Origin of the sequence: Timaviella obliquedivisa GSE-PSE-MK23-08B, assembly GCA_019358855.1 — a bacterium.
Classification (GTDB): Bacteria; Cyanobacteriota; Cyanobacteriia; order Elainellales; family Elainellaceae; genus Timaviella; species Timaviella obliquedivisa.
Genome location: JAHHII010000029.1, coordinates 1 through 17,033 on the forward strand (window position 1 = coordinate 1; position 17,033 = coordinate 17,033).

General features: G+C 48.2%; 15 protein-coding genes. 7 read left to right on the forward strand and 8 right to left on the reverse strand.

The genetic code is table 11. The features are described 5' to 3' along the window. Window positions 1-264, forward strand: a 264-nt coding sequence (locus tag KME11_23085; protein ID MBW4518090.1) for a hypothetical protein, incomplete at its 5' end; no start/stop codon positions are given. 76 nt (window positions 265-340) lie between these two features. On the opposite strand, the gene priA is transcribed toward KME11_23085, so the two are convergent. After that, on the reverse strand, window positions 341-2,863 hold the full coding sequence (priA, locus tag KME11_23090) for a primosomal protein N' (GenBank protein MBW4518091.1): 2,523 nt from the start codon (window positions 2,861-2,863) through the stop codon (window positions 341-343). A 263-nt stretch (window positions 2,864-3,126) separates the two neighbouring features. Then, a complete protein-coding gene (locus KME11_23095; GenBank protein ID MBW4518092.1) occupies window positions 3,127-4,308 on the reverse strand; it encodes an MFS transporter in 1,182 nt (393 codons plus the stop codon). A gap of 97 nt (window positions 4,309-4,405) precedes the next feature. On the opposite strand from KME11_23095, the gene KME11_23100 reads away from it, so the two are divergent. Beyond that, on the forward strand, window positions 4,406-5,029 hold the full coding sequence (locus KME11_23100) for an L-threonylcarbamoyladenylate synthase (protein MBW4518093.1): 624 nt from the start codon (window positions 4,406-4,408) through the stop codon (window positions 5,027-5,029). A 29-nt stretch (window positions 5,030-5,058) separates the two neighbouring features. Here KME11_23100 and KME11_23105 read toward each other — a convergent pair whose 3' ends face one another. The 3 genes from KME11_23105 to prmC all read right to left on the reverse strand — a co-directional run bounded on the left by KME11_23105 (window position 5,059) and on the right by prmC (window position 8,554). Continuing rightward, window positions 5,059-6,294, reverse strand: a complete 1,236-nt coding sequence (locus tag KME11_23105) for an S-layer homology domain-containing protein (protein MBW4518094.1) — start codon at window positions 6,292-6,294, stop codon at window positions 5,059-5,061. A gap of 277 nt (window positions 6,295-6,571) precedes the next feature. Then, window positions 6,572-7,582: a phosphate ABC transporter substrate-binding protein gene (locus tag KME11_23110; protein ID MBW4518095.1), complete on the reverse strand. Its 1,011-nt coding sequence runs from the start codon at window positions 7,580-7,582 to the stop codon at window positions 6,572-6,574. Between the two features lie 78 nt (window positions 7,583-7,660). Then, complete coding sequence (prmC, locus tag KME11_23115; GenBank protein ID MBW4518096.1) at window positions 7,661-8,554, reverse strand: peptide chain release factor N(5)-glutamine methyltransferase; 894 nt, start codon at window positions 8,552-8,554, stop codon at window positions 7,661-7,663. Between the two features lie 68 nt (window positions 8,555-8,622). On the opposite strand from prmC, the gene KME11_23120 reads away from it, so the two are divergent. Then, a complete protein-coding gene (locus KME11_23120; protein MBW4518097.1) occupies window positions 8,623-9,402 on the forward strand; it encodes a hypothetical protein in 780 nt (259 codons plus the stop codon). Between the two features lie 73 nt (window positions 9,403-9,475). On the opposite strand, the gene KME11_23125 is transcribed toward KME11_23120, so the two are convergent. Beyond that, window positions 9,476-9,865, reverse strand: a complete 390-nt coding sequence (locus KME11_23125; protein ID MBW4518098.1) for a hypothetical protein — start codon at window positions 9,863-9,865, stop codon at window positions 9,476-9,478. Between the two features lie 625 nt (window positions 9,866-10,490). Here KME11_23125 and KME11_23130 point away from each other — a divergent pair. Together KME11_23130 and KME11_23135 are read left to right on the forward strand one after the other, a co-directional pair. Next, window positions 10,491-11,510 carry a YdcF family protein gene (locus KME11_23130; GenBank protein MBW4518099.1) on the forward strand — a complete coding sequence of 340 codons (1,020 nt, stop codon included), beginning with the start codon at window positions 10,491-10,493 and terminating at the stop codon, window positions 11,508-11,510. Between the two features lie 56 nt (window positions 11,511-11,566). Beyond that, a complete protein-coding gene (locus KME11_23135; protein ID MBW4518100.1) occupies window positions 11,567-13,318 on the forward strand; it encodes an ABC transporter ATP-binding protein/permease in 1,752 nt (583 codons plus the stop codon). Window positions 13,319-13,340: 22 nt separating this feature from the next. Here KME11_23135 and KME11_23140 read toward each other — a convergent pair whose 3' ends face one another. Next, a complete protein-coding gene (locus tag KME11_23140; protein ID MBW4518101.1) occupies window positions 13,341-13,685 on the reverse strand; it encodes a translation initiation factor in 345 nt (114 codons plus the stop codon). 82 nt (window positions 13,686-13,767) lie between these two features. Between KME11_23140 and trpB the strand changes: the two genes are divergently transcribed. Both trpB and KME11_23150 read left to right on the forward strand, forming a co-directional pair. Continuing rightward, entirely contained in the window at window positions 13,768-15,024 is a 1,257-nt protein-coding gene (gene trpB, locus KME11_23145; GenBank protein MBW4518102.1) for a tryptophan synthase subunit beta, read from the forward strand. A gap of 16 nt (window positions 15,025-15,040) precedes the next feature. Beyond that, window positions 15,041-15,670, forward strand: a complete 630-nt coding sequence (locus tag KME11_23150) for a ribonuclease D (protein ID MBW4518103.1) — start codon at window positions 15,041-15,043, stop codon at window positions 15,668-15,670. A 286-nt stretch (window positions 15,671-15,956) separates the two neighbouring features. Here KME11_23150 and KME11_23155 read toward each other — a convergent pair whose 3' ends face one another. Continuing rightward, the gene (locus KME11_23155; protein ID MBW4518104.1) at window positions 15,957-16,160 is read right to left on the reverse strand and encodes a hypothetical protein; all 204 of its coding nucleotides are present in this window, start codon (window positions 16,158-16,160) and stop codon (window positions 15,957-15,959) included. Between the last annotated feature and the right edge of the window lie 873 nt (window positions 16,161-17,033).

Consider the following 17,033-nt stretch of genomic DNA (forward strand, 5'->3'; position numbering starts at 1 on the left):
ATGTCCGTTGGGCATCTTGCCATGTTTATGAACTTTAGGATGACCACAGAGTCGGCATTCCATGACTTGAGGGGAGGGATAATTTGTTCTCTAGTCTACCAAAACCACATCATTCTGATGCACTACCCTTCGTTTATCTTAATGACGGGGGCTGACCTCATGGCTGTCGTTGATGGAAGAATAGACTTTCTTGCAATGCTTGTGAGGAAGAGACGACACGCTTCTCAAACTGGAAAAGTTTTGTTGGAGGTTAGTGAGTTCTAATAAGATCCAACTGTTTAACAGTTTCATTGCCCCTTCCTACTAAGCCTTTAGAACTATCTAATTGATTTTTAATTCTCTAAAGCAAATGCAGCGGATCAACATCGATCGCCAAACTGACTCCTGGAGGACAGTGCGATCGCATTTCTCCTAACTCCATTAGATTCAGGCTTTCGTCCAATCCGCCTTTCAATAAAATCTGCCATCTGTAACGTCCTGCTAGGCGCTCGATCGCGGCTGGGGCAGGACCTAAGAGTTCGTAAGAGGAATGATTCCCCTGGATTTGAGTTGCGAGGTCTTGAGCGGTTTGGCAAACGGCGATCGCATTTAGCCCGCTCAGTCGTAGTAAAACTAACCGTCCGTAGGGTGGGTAATTAAGGGTTTGCCGATATCTTAGCTCTGCTTCTACAAAGGAGCGATAGTTTTGCCCTTTGACGGCTTCAACGACAGTATGCTCAGGTGAGTAGGTTTGCAGGATGACTTGTCCCGGATCCTCTCCACGTCCGGCACGTCCGGCAACTTGGGTTAGGGTTTGGAAAGCTCGTTCGCTGGCACGGTAATCGGATAGGTGCAGTAGCCCGTCGGCGGCGACGATGCCGACTAGGGTGACTTGGGGTAAATCGATGCCCTTGGTCAGCATTTGTGTGCCGACTAATAGATCGGCATCGCCCATGGCAAAGCGGGTCAGCAGTGCCCGGTGGGATCCTTTAGCGCGGGTCGTGTCGCTGTCAAACCTGAGGCAGCGCAGGTTAGGAAATTGGCGGCTTAACTCTTGCATAATGCGTTGGGTGCCGCTGCCGAAATTCTTGAGGTAGGGAGATGCGCAGGCAGGGCATTGAGGGGGATGGGTTTGTCCATACCCACAGTAGTGGCAGCGGAGGGATTGATAGCCGCCTTCTTGGGCTTGGTGGTAGGAGAGCGAAACATCACAGTGTGGGCATTCCATGACGTGTCCGCAGTCACGACAGGAGACGAAGGTGCTGTGTCCGCGACGATGGATGAAGAGGATGCCTTGTTGTTTTGCGGCGACCATTTGTTCGATCGCCAATTGCAGCGATCGGCTAAAGATGGAGCGGTTGCCGTGCCGGAATTCTTGCCGCATATCTACGACTTGAATAGGAGGCATGGGGCGTGATTGGACACGATGCGGAAGGGAAAGGTAGAGAGGTGTTGGAACTTTAACTCTTAAATTTTGAACTTCAGATGGGATCAGAGAAGGCTGAGTAGTGGTGAGCCAGCTTTCTAGAGAAGGGGTGGCAGAGCCCAGGATGAGCGGGCAGTCGGCTAGTTCGGCACGCCATTGAGCAACAGTGCGGGCATGGTAACAAGGAGCAGGTTGATCTTGCTTAAAGCTGCTGTCATGTTCTTCATCTAAGATAATGATGCCCAGGTTGGGAAGTGGGGCGAAGATGGCAGAGCGAGTGCCAATCACGACTTGAGGGGTGCCGCTGAGCATTTGTCGCCAGGTGTCATAGCGTTCGCCATTGGAGAGGGCGCTATGGTAAACACGAACGCGATCGCCAAATCTTGCCCGAAAGCGATCGGTGAGTTGGGGCGTTAGACCAATTTCGGGAACGAGGACTAGGGCAGATTTACCTTGGTTGAGTAAAGGGGCGATCGCTTGAAGATACACCTCTGTCTTGCCCGAGCCAGTAACTCCGTGTAACAAAGTTGGAGTATATCCAGTAAGGTTGGAAATTGCTCCTACTGCTACTGTTTGCTCTGGTGTGAGTACTTTGTTGTGGTCGGTAATTGGATGAGCGCTAGATTCTAGCCGTAGGACTTCTTTCGTGTGAATGACCACGCAACCCTTGAGTTCTAAAGTTTTGAGGACTGAAGAACTAGTCTGGCAAGTTTGCAGCAATTCCTGAAGCCACATTTCTCCTCCTTGTCGTTTTAGTACACTAAGGATTTCCTGTTGACGGGAAGTGAGGTCAAGCAGAGGTAGATTAGCGACCCGTGTGACGGCTTGCTTCTGCTTGGGGCGAACGGGAGTAGGGGCTTCGAGATAGCTCTTGACCCAACCTCGTTGGATTAGGTCTTTTAAGCCTCGATTTGCGCCTCGGATCTGACGCTGGATGTATTGCCAGGAATAGTCGCCGTTTTTCTGAGATTGAAGCAAGGTGAGAATTTGCTGGGCAGTGGAGTGTAAGAAGACAGTTGCGCTTGGAGGGATTAAGTCGGGCTGAAGGCAAATGCGGCGCTGCGATCGCCCCAATAATCCTGGCGGTAATGCGACTTTGACGACTTGCATCAATGGTGTGCAGTAATATTGTCCGACTCGTTGCAGTAGCGTCCAGTAGGTAGGTGGAAAAAAGCCTTGGCTGATGATATCTTCGACGGGACGAACAGCAGCAGAGTCAAGTTCTGGAGGGAGTTGGTCAATCAGAGCGATGGCGATCGCGCCGACTTGCTGTGCTCCAAAGGGGACACTTAACACATCACCCGGCTGCACTGATAAGTCGGCAGGCAAGCCATAAGTGAATAATCCTTGTGCGCTAGGGCAGTCTACTAAGACTTCTACCCACTGTCGCGCTGGCATTGAATATTCTGTTCTAGGCTCAGCAGCTTTAGGATTGGATAGACTAGCGGGTGCAGACATTGGGAGTTGGGGAGGAACGGATCACCTAGTCGTTGAGATTTAAGAAATGATCTAATGCATTTTTACTTAGCTTAGGGGAATATCCCAATTTTGTTTCAACCTCTACAGTAACTTGGCGAAAGGAGAAGCGATCGCTCTCTGTAGGAAGTTGTCATTGAGCAAAACGAGAAGACCCTTGTGAGAATACTAACCCACTGCATGGGCGATCGCTCTTTATCCTTGAAAAAGTCTTACCGCCTAATCATCCATCTACAGCGATCGCCCTAACTAACAGTTGGTGTATATTGCCTGCGAGTGGCGATCGCAAACAGCAACACGGCAAAGGTCAAGCCCCCAGCCAAATACAGCGGATAGCTATGGGTAGCAGGATTATTTTGGTTAACTAATAATCCTGCAATGATTGGACCGAACGCGTTAGATACGTTGAGGTACGAGGTATTTAAGCCAATCACTGTCCCTTGTGTCTCTGGCGTAGCATTAAGTGAGATCAGCGTCGTAATCATGGGTTGTACCAAAGAATTGAACAGTGAGAAGATAATGCTAACGCAGACGAAATAAACGACGTTTGGAAAGATAGGCATTAAGGTAAACGATACGCTACGGATAAACACAGCCAATAGCAGAATATTCACCAAACTAAACTTGCGGGTCAATATTTTAATACCCAGAAGCTGCATTAATACTCCTAATACACCAAATGCAAAGAACATTAAGGTTAACCCTTTATTGTCTTGTCCTAACACTTCAAGGAAGTAGGGTTGGAACGCAAAAGTGAATATGGTGAAGGTTGTGCCAATTAAAAAGTTAATCACGAGCAAGATACCGACCTTGGGAATGGCTAGCCCAGTAATTAAGCTGCTCAAACCTAAATCAAAAACATTGTGGGACTTGTCGGCTTTGGTAGTAAGCGTTTCGGGCAGAAAAAAGATAGTGATGATCAGGGCGATCAAGGCGATCGCGGATGATACTAAGAAGCCAGCCCCCAAGGAAATCTGCTGTGCCAATAGGCTGAGGGCGGGCCCTAAAACGAACCCTAGCCCAAAGGTTGCGCCATAAATTCCAAACCCTTTTGCTCGTGTCTCTGGAGTTGTGACATCTGAAATAACGGCTTGCGCCACAGAGGCATTGCCCCCAGTGATGCCATCTAAAAAACGTGCCAGAAAAAGAATCGTGACGGTGGTAGCGGTTCCAGCGAGGAAGTTAGCGAGCACGGTTCCGGCTAAGCTGATGATTAGCAGGGGCTTGCGACCGAAGCGATCGGATAATTTGCCGATGACAGGAGTTGCAAAGAATTGGGCGATCGCATAAGTCGAAAACAATAAGCTGGTTTGAAAATCATTAAGCCCGAATTGCCGACCATAGAGGTAAAGAATGGGAATGAGGATTGTAAAACTAAGTGAATTGGCAAAGGCAATTAAAGCGATGATCCAAAAGCTGCGATTCATATCATGGCTAATTTTTGAGCCTCATTAGTATCACATATCTGATGATTGAAGAAGGGTGTAGGCTAAAGATTGAATTGCCGATATGTAATGACTTCCCATGCCTTCTGTTTCTTTAAACCAATTGATTGCTGCGGCTCGTTCTGGCGATCGCCTGATCAGTTTCCCAACCGATACTTTGCCTGCACTAGCCGTTCGACCCGAGCGATCGACTCTGATTTTTGAAGCCAAACAGCGCAGTCTAGATAAACCGTTGATTTTGATGGGAGCCGATGCGACAGATCTTTGGGAGTATGTGCAAGGTAGCGCTGCCGAAATGGACGTTTGGCAGAGTGTTGCCGCCCAATATTTTCCAGGAGCACTAACGCTAGTGTTGCCAGCCAGCGATCGCTTGCCGCTTGCCATCAATCCTACTAACCCGACGACGATTGGTATTCGGGTGCCCAACAACGGCGTTGCCCGCTATATCCTGACCCTAACTCGCCCCCTGGCAACCACCAGTGTGAACCATTCTGGCGAACCGCCCTTAGAAACTCTAAGCGATATCAACACCCAGTTTCCTGAAATCTTGACCCTATCGTCTGCCGAACTAGCCGAACTAGAGAGTACCCTAGCCCCCTTCAACAGCACTCCTATAAAAACTGGAACCCCTTCCACCGTCGCCAAATGGACAGGGCAGGGGTTCCAGATTTTGCGGCAGGGCGAGATCAAGCTAGAAACTTGATCGCCCTGCTTTTAGATTTTCCTGCTCCTTTAGAGCAGCGCTAAGGGGGAATCTAAGGTCAAATCTAAGTCTGTATCAGGGTCAATAGAGATTAGCGTAACCCGATTGCGCCCCAAGAAGGTGGCAAGCAACGTACCTACTGCGCCGCCGCCCAGCACTTCTTCAGTAGCAATAGCGCGATCGCCTGTGACTGCTGCAACCCCTGCTGCTGCACCCGCACCCAGCGCTGCCCCTGCCAAAAGCTCCAGCACATTAGAACCCCGACGCACTTCTTCGGTCTGAGTCATAAGCTGAGACGTGGCGTTGATTGGCATCTCGGTGCCATCAGGCATAATTAAGGTCTTAGCAAAGAAGCGAGCGCCTTTATTTTTTTCTACGCGCAACTCGCCCACAACCTCGCTATCGGCAGGAATGAGTAGCTTGCCCGCAGCTGATGTGATGTTGCGATTGATTGTGAGTGACACAGGCACCGGGTCAGGTTCTTCCATCGACAGCAGAATCTTATCGGCTGCGTCGTAGCGAGTTGGGATGGTTGTGCCAACGGGAATTTGGGCTGATGCTTGACCGATAACATAGGGCGACATTACGGCTGTCACATCGCCAGCACTCGCCATTGCTTGATAGATAAATGCTGCTACTTCTGACCGGGTAGCGGGGCGAGTAGGATTGAGATATTGGGCGTTGGGATAGTTGACAACGATTTTCTTTTCGGTGGCAGCAGCAATGCTGTTACGTGCCCAGTCAGGAATGGAGTTAGCATCGCTGAAAGACTGTAGCGTTGTGCCTACTGCACTGCTAGGAGCATAGCCTAAGCCACTAGTAAGGGCAACCAAGACTTGAGCGCGAGGAATGTACTCACCAGGACGGAAATCATTTTCAGGATAACCACTCATGAACCCTTTAGAATAGGCATCACGAATAGCAGCGGATGCCCAGTAGTCATTAGGAACATCTTTAAAATTAACGGTATTGCGAACCGGGTTGCGATTGAATGCGGTACGTAGCATGGCGGCGAATTGAGCACGAGTTACGGGCTCATCAGGACGAAAGCTGCCATCGGGAAAACCTGTTAAAATGTTGCGGTTTGCCAATTCTTGAATGTAGCCATTTGCCCAGTAGCCACTAGCAACATCGCTGAAGGTTGTTGCGGAGCGGGTTTGAGCTTGGGCTGAAACTTGCATTGCTAGGGGCGCAGCGGCTCCTGAGATTAAAGTTAGCGCAGTAAACAAAGCAGTGCTCGACTGCATGAGATGAAATTTAGACATGAAAAATACCCTCTAGGTTCTTTCGATAATTGGTAATTGTGTGAACTAACTTTGCCTTGCGCGTCGGGTGGGTTAGTTTCGCTTATATCTGATTAGACACTTCTGAATGAAAAAGGTTCCGGAGAAACTTTGACTCGACTCAAGACAGCAGCTATGCTGGCAGATGAATTCTGGCTAAATTAAGGATTAGAAGAGAAATGCGATCGCTGATAATCCATTAAAGTATTCCCTGAGAAGAGCTTTTGCAAACAGATTGCTTGTAAGCGGTCGCCCTAAACTATTTCAGTGGTAAGAACCCAACTCGTTGAACCGTTTGTTGTCCTTGAGCCGACAACACCAGATCAATAAACTGCTTGACTGCTTGACTAGTTTTTTGGGGCACGACAAGATACACGACCCGACTTAAGGGATAGCTCCCTGCTTTAATGGCTGTTTCATCAGCAGGCGAAACCCCTTCAATGGAAATGAGTCGCACCGTCTGCTGGTTGACCGCTTGAGCGACCGTTGTGTAGCCAATACCGTTGTTCTCTAAGGCTTGTAACATTGGTGTGGTTTCGTCGCGCGGGAGCGTCACAAAGTTGGGGCTGTCGGGGGCAAAGGCTTCGCCCAACAGCACTACATCTTTAAAGAAGCTGCCTGTCCCGCTAGCCGGAGGACGGTTAATTACTTTGATCGGGAGATCGGATCCGCCTACCTGCGACCAGTTAGTAATTTGTCCTTGATAAATTTGCTTGATCTGTGCCAGCGTTAAGCTGCCTTGAAACGGATTATTAATGCCCACCACAATGGCGATCGCGTCTCGCGCAAAGGGCACAGCTTGCAGCCCTGCTTGCAGTTCACTGCCGCCAATAGGACGAGAACTGACTGCCATCACCACCTCATTCTTGAGCAAATTCTGAATGCCCTGGTTGCTGCCGTTGGGTTTGCCGTCGGGTACACCGTAGGTTGTGGGGATGGCAGGATTAACCTGAGAATAGGCAATCTGAAATTGTTTAATGAGTGCTACTAATGTGACGCTGCCATCAATAGTTAGTACCTGGGGGTTAGGCTGAGATGTCTCTATCTGAGAAAGGCTGAGGTCGGGGTTGGGCGGCGTAGTGGATTGCCCTCCCAACTGCTCCCCAGATTGCCCAGCAGATTGCCCAATCGGAGACTGATTAACTGAAGATTGTTCGTTTCTTGAAAAAAACTGTCGACCGAAAAACCATAGCCCACCGCCGATAAGTCCCAATGTAATCAGCAGAGAGAGGATCAGTGCCCCCGTGTCTTTGTTATTTCCTTGCGACATCGTTAGTTTCTCCAAATAAGTTTAGGTTGGCGTAGAGAAAAAGCAGCACGCGCCCTCGATTATCTCTAAATTCTGAAGTTAAACCCGCAATGCTGAGGCAAAACGTTCAATTCCATTTAAGTCTGTATGAATCTCGATCGCTCGATAATTTCCCTGCTTCTCTAATAACTGACTGACTGCCTCAGCTTGCCCTGCCATCATTTCAATCAACCAAGCTCCACCCGATCGCAAATAATCTGGAGCGACATTGACCAATTGACGAATGCAATCTAGTCCATCTTCGCCGCCATCTAGCGCTAGATGCGGCTCGTGCTGAGCGACTTCGGGCTGCAAGTTGGGAATAACATTGCGGGGAATGTAGGGCGGGTTAGAAACTATGCCACTGAGCTTATGCTGAAGAGAGGCGATCGGCTCAAACCATCTGCCTTGGTGAAATTGAATCCGATCGCTTAAGTGTAGCTGTTGGGCATTGTATTGAGCGATCGCCAATGCCAGTTCGCTCACATCTACCGCATGAATTGCAGCGTGAGGGAAAGCATCGGCAAGGGCAAGAGCGATCGCGCCGCTTCCGGTGCCCAAGTCCACCCAAGCGCCTTGACCCAATGCTGGATCAGCTTGTACCGTGGCGATCGCTAAATCAATCAGTTCTTCAGTTTCGGGGCGGGGAATCAGCACCGCAGGCGAAACCACTAGGGAAAACTGTCGCCAGGTTGTGCTGCCCACAATGTACTGAACGGGCAAGCGGGTTTCTAAGCGCTGTTGCCAAAGTTGGGTGAGTTCGGTAAGGGGAAGCTTGAGCGGCAACTCGGCTTGATTTTTGAAACTTTCTAGACGAAGGGAGAGGCGATCGAGTCCTGCAACTTCTTGTAACAGCCAATCGACTTCGGTGGGGAGAACGTGGGCAGCGACCGCCTGTTGCTTGGCGATCGATCGCCAGTGCCATAACTCCAGACCTGAAGCGCTTGAGGGCATAAAATGCATTCGTCAGATTTACCTAGTACTCTAAAGTCTATGAGGTTTTGATTCGGGCGAGCGATTTTATGAAAGGAAAATGGCGCTTTCTTTGGCTAACTGGGTTAGTGCTACTGTGGTTGCTCTGTAGCGGCACGGCGTTGGCAGGTTCTCTGTCTGATCGCCTTGCTTCATTTCCAAGCTGGCAAGGCAGACCGCTGACACAGGCTTCTCAAGGCGATTTAATTTACCCAGACTGGTTTATGGGTCGTTGGCAAGTGACGACAACTTTAATTGATATGGTTGCGCCTTTTGCTCCAGATTTAACAACGCCTGGATTTGAAAGTAATCGGCAATTTATTAATAAGCCTATTCTTTTCCCAGTACGGTTTGTGAAGGAGAAACAAGGGTTGCTGAGTTGGGGGAAGTCAGGGATTATTTCCGATCGCGCGTTTAATGGCATGAGTTTAGCGAAGGCTTATTTGGGCGATCGTCCTGTCCTAGCTGTCAAGGTCGATCCAACTAACCCTAACCGCCAAATTACCTTGCTGCGAGATGAACGCGAACTCGTTTCTACGGTTACTGCCCGCGCTACAGAATCGACCGAACCTCTTCAGTTCATTACCTCAGAAGTATTCCAGCAAGAGTTTCGGAGCGTTAGCCAGCTTTACTTTAATGAGGTAGAGAATACGACTGCTTATCAACGGCAAGAGGTGGACAATCCGGCGATCGTGGCTGACCAGGTTACAGCGATTTATCTGTCGCCCCAAGACCCAGATTATTTCAAGACTCTGGAAAATCCCTTAGGTGAGCCTCGTCCTGTGGCGCTATATCGCTATCGCTTAGAGTTTGTAAAAATCTTGGATTAGGGTTTCATGCAAAGAGGGGCGATTCTCTTGTGAAAAATCGTCCCTCTTTAGATGCCAGCAAGATTAGCGGCTGTTACTCAACGCTGACGAATACTTCTGGGTTTTCACAAAAATCAATGCCGTCTTCTATTTCTTCGGCTACCGAGTCGTCTTCAAAAACGGCTCTGACATGGTACATGCAAGGGTCGCCTTCTTCCACATCCTCATCTGCCCATTCAAAGGAAGCCGTTTCACCTGGCGCGATCGCTTCATATACAATGTTGTCGCCCCACTCTTCTTGGTCGGCATCATCTACATACAGTTCCGTAATCGTGTTTTCTGTATCGTTAGTGACTGTGAAATTGTACATCTGCTCTTCTGCATGGGCAGGCATGGCAATCAATAGAAATGAATATAGGGGAAACAGTCCGCCTATCAACATCCGAGAAATATTTTTAGCTTGAAACAAAGACTTATGCGACATGGATTATCCGTAGGTAACAGGTAATTTTTAAGATGATTTAGACAGAGATCTTTGCAAAGAAACGATCTTTCCTGCGATTTGCTAGTCATCCTTCATTACTTATAGGCGCTGCTACAAAGCAATCAGAAGCGTGAAAATACGAGTCAATTCTGTAAAGCTGATTTGAATCAAGAAACCCAAGAGCAATCTTTTGAGAGATTGGGTCTGGAGATTGTCTGAAAAGCTCTCTTGCGGCTACTGCTAAATTTCCGTGTTGCAGAGGTCGAAACGCTAGCCAGAGTATACAACAGGGCTGCATCTAGATTAATGTCAGGAAACACTGACATGAAAGGAGGAGTGAGCTATCTTTTTAGTTCATTCAAAGCAGTCTAAAGTCTTTTCTGAAGAGCATTACAGCCCCTTTGTCGAGAGGGCACTAAGTTTCTTAAAGTAATTCATCTCCATAGGTTCGTTTTAGGAACTTTTCAGTAGAGTTATACAGGCTTATATCTGGCGTACGTGGGTTTTGTGGGATAGGGTTCACCTCCTACGGAAGGATTTTCTTCAGTCCGCGGTAGAGTGTGTTATTTTCTGGTGTGCTGACTGGTCAATCCCAATCATGGGTGGTGTGTAAGGAAAGGCGGCGATGTTTGAACTGATTACTCAAATCATTATTTTAGCTGCCATCTATTTCTTGGTCAGGTTCGTTTTGCTCTCATTTATAGAGCGGAAGTATCTGACTTGGTTGGGTGGCATTGTTTTAGTTTTGCTCATGGTTCTGGCGTTTTTAGAACCTACGAACAGAACTGTCGGGTTGCTGTGGGGCATCTTGTCTTTTCCCCTACGTCCCTTAGGTTTGGTGTTGATCCTGCTAGGATATGCCGTTCGTAAGGGGTATAAGCAGGTGGCAGGTGCACAAATTATGGCGGCATTGCTGATTTTATTGGTTTGTAGTTTGCCTGTAACGGCATATTTGCTGACTGCCCAGTCAGAGCAGAGGCAATTGTTAGAAACAAGGGGACAGCAAGAGGTTACACCTGCTCGTGGCGTTGAGGCAATTGTGGTGCTGGGCGATGGTAGTTCCCCCTCCGATCCCACCTATCGGATTCGTTCTCAGCTTAGTACAGGGGAAGATGGCATTAGCGTGGGACAGCGATCGCGCTTATTCTATGCGGCTCAACTCTATACTTCTCAGAGCGATCGCGGCAATGATCCTTTAGTGATTGTCAGTGTTGGCCCTCGACCTGTCGAGCAAGAAGGCATTAGCGAAACCGCTTCTATTACTGATTTATTGACTGCAAATGGTGTACCAGAGGATCGCATTAGGATTGACTTAGAAGGAGTTGACCCACGCACCAGCGCCATTGTCACCCAGCGACTGTTGGCAAGTGATGATTCAACGACCAGAGTGCCGATTATGGTTGTCGCTCCAGTGATCAATATTCGGCGCGTCAGTTCGTCTTTTGCCAAACTGAACTTTGATGTGATTGCCCGTCCGACTGATTTCTACGTCTTTCAGCTTCAAGGAGGACTGCGGTTGGCGGCTGCCTCAGACTTAATTCCTAATGTTGAAGCATTGGTGATTACAACCCGTGTAGTAGATGAGTATTTGGCAACGGTCTATTATTTCTTGCGAGGTTGGTTGGTTGATCCGTTGGCAGTCTAATTAAGGTGAATGCACTAGGATATTGAGTGGATCGTTTTTCATCCCCCATTCTTGATATGCTTTCTCCTCGCCTCCGCAAGCTTTTGGATTATCTGCGCCCTCACTGGCGGCAAGCCTCTTTTGGGGTGTTTTCCCTCATCATTGTGAATGCTTTGGCGGTTTACATTCCACTGCTGATTCGGAATGGACTAGATGAGTTACAAACGACCTTCAGCATGAGCCGCGTCATTTTTTACGCGGCTTTGGTTTTGGTTTTGGGAACGTTGATGTGGGTGGTGCGGATGTCATCGCGCATCTCGCTGTTTGGCGTGGGACGGCAAGTAGAGTTTGACTTGAAACAGCGTATTTTTAATCATTTGCTGACGCTGGAGCCGGGCTATTTTGCAGTGAATACACCCGGAGATTTAATTAGTCGCGCTACTAGCGATGTGGATAATATTCGCCGCTTGCTAGGGTTCGCGGTGTTGAGTTTGGTCAACATGGTGTTTGCCTATGCGTTTACATTGCCAGCGATGTTTAGCATTAGTGTGCCGCTGACGTTGGCAGCGATCGCCATCTATCCTGGTATCCTGCTCCTTGTCAGCTTATTTAGCCATCGTTTGCGGAATGAGCAGTTAGAGGTGCAAGAAGAAACCTCAGGACTGAGTGATTTGATTCAAGAAGACATGAGCGGCATGGCGTTAATTAAAATCTACGCTCAAGAGGAAAATGAGCGACGAGCTTTTCGTCGCATGAATCAGGAGTTGCTAGAGGCAAACCTAAAGCTTGCTAAAACCCAAAATACGTTGTTCCCGCTGCTGCGTGGATTGGCCAGCATTAGTCAGTTAGCGCTGTTGGCATTGGGAACAGGCGCGATCGCTGACGGTTCTCTTAAGGTGGGCGGGTTTGTCGCGCTGTTGTTGTTTGCCCAAAACCTCGTATTTCCTACGGCTCTTTTAGGATTCACAATTACGGCTTACCAGCGAGGCGAAGTCAGTATTGATCGCCTCGAAGCCATCTTTTCTAATCAACCTAAGATTCAAGATCCTCCAAATGCGTTGGCATTAAATCGCTCAGAAGTAAAAGGTTGGTTGAGGGCGGAGCATCTTACTTACACGTACCCAGAAGCAGAAAGTCCGGCACTCAGTGACATTAATTTCTCAATTGAGCCAGGCGAGACAGTGGCGATCGTGGGTCAAATTAGTGCGGGTAAGAGTACATTGGCGAATACGTTAACCCATTTGCTAGAGGTGCAGCCAGGGCAATTGTTTTTGGATGGATATGATATCACCCAGGTGCGGTTAAAAGATTTACGAGGGGCGATCGCCTACGTTCCTCAAGAGAGTTTTCTATTTAGCACAACGATTAAAAACAACATTCGCTATGGCGATCCTAGTAGCGAACAGCCCGAAATTGAATGGGCAGCAAAACAAGCCCAACTCCACCCCGAAATTCTTAACTTTCCACAGCAGTACAAAACCATTGTGGGTGAACGGGGCATTACCTTATCAGGCGGGCAGCGGCAGCGGACAGCGTTGGCACGGGCATTGTTGGTCGATGCACCCGTACTTATTCTGGATGACGCGCTCTCTAGTGTAGACAATCAAACCGCCACCCAAATTTTGCAGAACCTTTCAGAAGGCACCCAACGAAAAACGGTGTTATTTATCTCCCATCAACTATCTGCGGCTGCCGCTGCCGATCGAATCCTCGTCATTAATCAGGGAAGGATTGTGGAAATGGGCACTCATGCAGAGTTATTAACGAAGTCAGGGTTGTATTTATCTCTTTGGGAGAAGCATAAACTGGAGCAAGTACAGGTGAGCTAAAGTATTGCCACAATGCTTCAACTTAACCACCGCTAACCTTGGCTTTGTACCCTAACTTGCTCAAAACCTGGACTAGTCTTTGGGTGTGGTCGCCTTGAATTTCGATCTCCTGATCTTTTACAGTGCCCCCTGCGCCACACTGACTCTTAAGTTGCTTGAGTAAATCTGCTAAGGTTTCGGCGTTAGCTTGTAACCCTGTAACTACAGTTACCGTTTTGCCTTTTCGCCCTTTACGAGAAGCTTGAACCCGCAGGTTTTGCTGAGCAGGCGGTAGGTTAGCAATGCCTCTTTCCATTGCGTCTGAGTTGGACTGGGTGCCAAATTCGGAATACACAACCCGATTTTCAGATTTCTTATCTTTTGTCATATTGACCTCGCTGTAATTCAGCCTTCAATCCCTATCCTTACCTCCCTTATAATGAAGGTTATCCTCATTATTTCCTAAGCTTGTGACAACTACTCCCATTTCTTTCCAAGCTAGTCAAACTGCTGCCAATCCCCTCGATCAGCGTCCTGATGCTTTAGGGCGCTTTGGTCAATTTGGTGGCAAATATGTCCCTGAAACCCTGATGCCAGCCTTGGCAGAATTAGAGGCTGCATTTCATCAATATTGGCAAGAAGCAGAGTTTCAGCAGGAGTTAAATGGTCTGCTCCGAGACTATGTGGGCAGACCCAGCCCGCTTTATTTTGCTGAGCGGATGACTCAGCACTATGCGCGCCCCGACGGGACAGGCGTACAAATTTATCTGAAGCGGGAAGACTTGAACCACACGGGCGCTCACAAGATTAACAATGCGCTGGGACAAGTTTTGCTAGCAAAGCGGATGGGTAAACAGCGAATTATTGCCGAGACGGGTGCGGGGCAGCATGGCGTGGCGACAGCGACTGTTTGCGCGCGTTTTGGTTTGAACTGCATCATTTATATGGGCGTGCATGACATGGAGCGTCAGGCGCTCAATGTGTTTAGGATGCGTTTAATGGGGGCAGAAGTTCGTCCGGTAGAGGCAGGCACAGGAACTCTTAAGGATGCAACTTCTGAGGCAATTCGGGATTGGGTGACGAATGTGGAAACGACGCATTACATTCTGGGTTCGGTGGCAGGGCCCCATCCTTATCCTCTGCTGGTAAGAGAATTTCATAATGTGATTGGGCAAGAGACCCGATCGCAATCTGTGGAAAAATGGGGCGGACTGCCTGATATTCTTCTAGCCTGTGTTGGCGGTGGCTCTAATGCCATGGGTCTGTTTAATGATTTCATTCACGATCCTACCGTGCGAATGATTGGCATTGAGGCAGCAGGAGAGGGGGCAGACTCGGAGAAACACGCGGCAACGTTGACTCGGGGACGAGTGGGCGTGCTGCATGGGGCAATGAGCTACTTGCTGCAAGATCAAGATGGTCAAGTCATTGAGCCTTATTCCATTAGTGCAGGGCTGGATTATCCGGGCGTGGGCCCCGAGCATAGTTTCTTGAAGGATCTGGGGCGGGCAGAATACTATAGCGTTACTGACCAGCAGGCGCTTGAAGGATTGCAAAGGCTTTCTCAGCTAGAGGGCATTATTCCAGCACTGGAAACGGCTCATGCGATCGCCTACCTCGAAACGCTCTGCCCTGAGCTTTCTGGCAGTCCTCGCTTGGTGATCAACTGCTCCGGTCGCGGCGATAAGGATGTGCAGTCAGTGGCGAAAGTTTTGAAGATGGATTAGTTGTAGGAAATTTGGCATGGAATTCGGCGAGTTTCAAATTTATGAGCAAGATCTTTCTGACTTGGCGCTGAAAGAATACTTGCAAGCAAGGGCGATCGCCGTAGATACAGAAACGATGGGGTTGCTGCCTTGGCGCGATCGCCTCTGTCTCATCCAGCTTTGCGATCCCCAAGGTCGGGTGAGCGTCGTTCGCATTGCTCAAGGTCAAACAGTAGCCCCAAACCTTCGGCAACTTTTAGAGGCGATCGACGTTCTCAAGGTCTTCCACTTTGCCCGGTTTGATGTAGCAACTCTGCGTCATAATCTCAGTATTCAAACTTGTCCATTCTTTTGCACCAAAATTGCGAGCAAATTGGCGCGTACTTACAGTCCACGCCACGGCTTAAAAGAAGTGGTGATGGAGTTGGCTCAGGTTGAGCTAGACAAAAGCGCCCAAAGCTCCGATTGGGGTAACGCGGCGAATCTTTCCGCAGAGCAGTTGCAGTATGCAGCGAACGATGTGCGGTACTTATTAGACGTGCAGCTTAAGCTGACTGAGATGTTGAAACGAGAGGGCAGATGGGAACTGGCGCAGCAGTGCTTTGATTGCTTGCCCGCGATCGTATCGTTAGATTTACTGCAATATCAAAATATTTTTGAGCATTAGAACAGAGTATTAGGACAAAAGGCGTTGCTGAATTGCAAAATGAAAATCCGGTTCCCCTGCCCTCTTCGGGAAGGGGCTAGGGGTTAGGTTGAGTCGGCTACGCAGCTAAGTAAACCTCTCCCCCAACCCCTCTCCTAAAGGAAAGGGACTTTGAGCGAATTCATATTTTCATTTAGCAACGCCAAGTTTAGAAAAAAGGAGGCACCTTACAAGATGCCTCCTCCTTTAGTAATATTGAGTTTTCAAAGCACTCAGTAACTCTAGACTCGCACACAAACCAAAACATCTAGGTTGCTGTCTTCAGTGCAGTATTTGTGGGAATCACTGTAAGCGACTGACCTTGATTGCCGCCGCCCTGCTTCCAGTTAAGCCCAATGACAGTGAAAGACTGGTCGTTGTGGTTATCAAAGGTATCACCTACTGAGAAAGACTTCTCACTCTTGTAAGTGCCAAGGAATCTTTGATGTGCATCGATTAAAACGTACTGCATGGAACACCTCATACGGTTAATAGTGGCGACAAAAATTGAAGCAAAATGCCTCAATTCGTAGACATAATCAATTACAAATTACCCAGTAGGGCAACTGCAAAACTTACTTTAGAAGATGCTCTAGTCGCTGATAGGGCTTGTCTCACGCTTCTGGAACATCTAATTAAAACTGATTAAAGCAAAGTGCTTCGAAAACAACGTTCTTGACGACTTAGCAAAGGTTAGCGAACAAGTCTAGCTAAGTAAAAATGCACATTCTCAACACCCGAAAATGCACCCCCAACGTTGAAATTTCCATCAGCTTTGCTAAATAGTAGTAATTCGGCACAATGTATTGAGGAGGTTACTCGCTAACTAACCTGCGAAAAACAAAGTCAAGACCTTGCTATTTCTGCTGCTTAATCTCCACAACCCACGTAAGGGAATACAGGATCAAATGATCTAAAAGGTGCGGATTAAGCCAGGGTGATATGCGGTTGGAACCTCACAAGCAAGACCCGAAGGGCTGCTTTATTGCTTCTTCATCCTTATAACATGTTTATTTTAAAATTGTACAAAGTCAGAAATCGTTGTGTTGGAGTTCTTGATTTTTAGTAGAGCTTTAGAATGTTCTGATACAGCAGGGATGAGGAGTTACAGACTTTTTTAGAACGCATGTTCTACTGAAAAATATTATTCTTTCAGATGCCTTTTTTTCTGCTTTTTCTTGCGTGTTTCTGCTAATATCCTTCCCTATCTTTTTCTGCTAAGCTGACTATCATCTAGAATACATAAAGCCGGGTAAAATAGGGACTAGAAGATAATCGAATTAAACCGATGCCAGTTCCTAAATTTCTCAGTCCGCTCCAACAAGAAAACCTCCAAAATGCCCTT

What these genes read in the sequence shown, in the direction of transcription:
- KME11_23095 (MBW4518092.1), bottom strand. Translation starts at nt 4,308, where the DNA reads ATGAATCGCAGCTTTTGGATCATCGCTTTAATTGCCTTTGCCAATTCA.
- KME11_23140 (MBW4518101.1), bottom strand. Translation starts at nt 13,685, where the DNA reads ATGACAAAAGATAAGAAATCTGAAAATCGGGTTGTGTATTCCGAATTT.
- KME11_23155 (MBW4518104.1), bottom strand. Translation starts at nt 16,160, where the DNA reads ATGCAGTACGTTTTAATCGATGCACATCAAAGATTCCTTGGCACTTAC.
- KME11_23130 (MBW4518099.1), top strand. Translation starts at nt 10,491, where the DNA reads ATGTTTGAACTGATTACTCAAATCATTATTTTAGCTGCCATCTATTTC.
- prmC (MBW4518096.1), bottom strand. Translation starts at nt 8,554, where the DNA reads ATGCCCTCAAGCGCTTCAGGTCTGGAGTTATGGCACTGGCGATCGATC.
- KME11_23100 (MBW4518093.1), top strand. Translation starts at nt 4,406, where the DNA reads ATGCCTTCTGTTTCTTTAAACCAATTGATTGCTGCGGCTCGTTCTGGC.
- KME11_23120 (MBW4518097.1), top strand. Translation starts at nt 8,623, where the DNA reads ATGAAAGGAAAATGGCGCTTTCTTTGGCTAACTGGGTTAGTGCTACTG.
- KME11_23110 (MBW4518095.1), bottom strand. Translation starts at nt 7,582, where the DNA reads ATGTCGCAAGGAAATAACAAAGACACGGGGGCACTGATCCTCTCTCTG.
- KME11_23135 (MBW4518100.1), top strand. Translation starts at nt 11,567, where the DNA reads ATGCTTTCTCCTCGCCTCCGCAAGCTTTTGGATTATCTGCGCCCTCAC.
- priA (MBW4518091.1), bottom strand. Translation starts at nt 2,863, where the DNA reads ATGTCTGCACCCGCTAGTCTATCCAATCCTAAAGCTGCTGAGCCTAGA.
- KME11_23105 (MBW4518094.1), bottom strand. Translation starts at nt 6,294, where the DNA reads ATGTCTAAATTTCATCTCATGCAGTCGAGCACTGCTTTGTTTACTGCG.
- KME11_23125 (MBW4518098.1), bottom strand. Translation starts at nt 9,865, where the DNA reads ATGTCGCATAAGTCTTTGTTTCAAGCTAAAAATATTTCTCGGATGTTG.
- KME11_23150 (MBW4518103.1), top strand. Translation starts at nt 15,041, where the DNA reads ATGGAATTCGGCGAGTTTCAAATTTATGAGCAAGATCTTTCTGACTTG.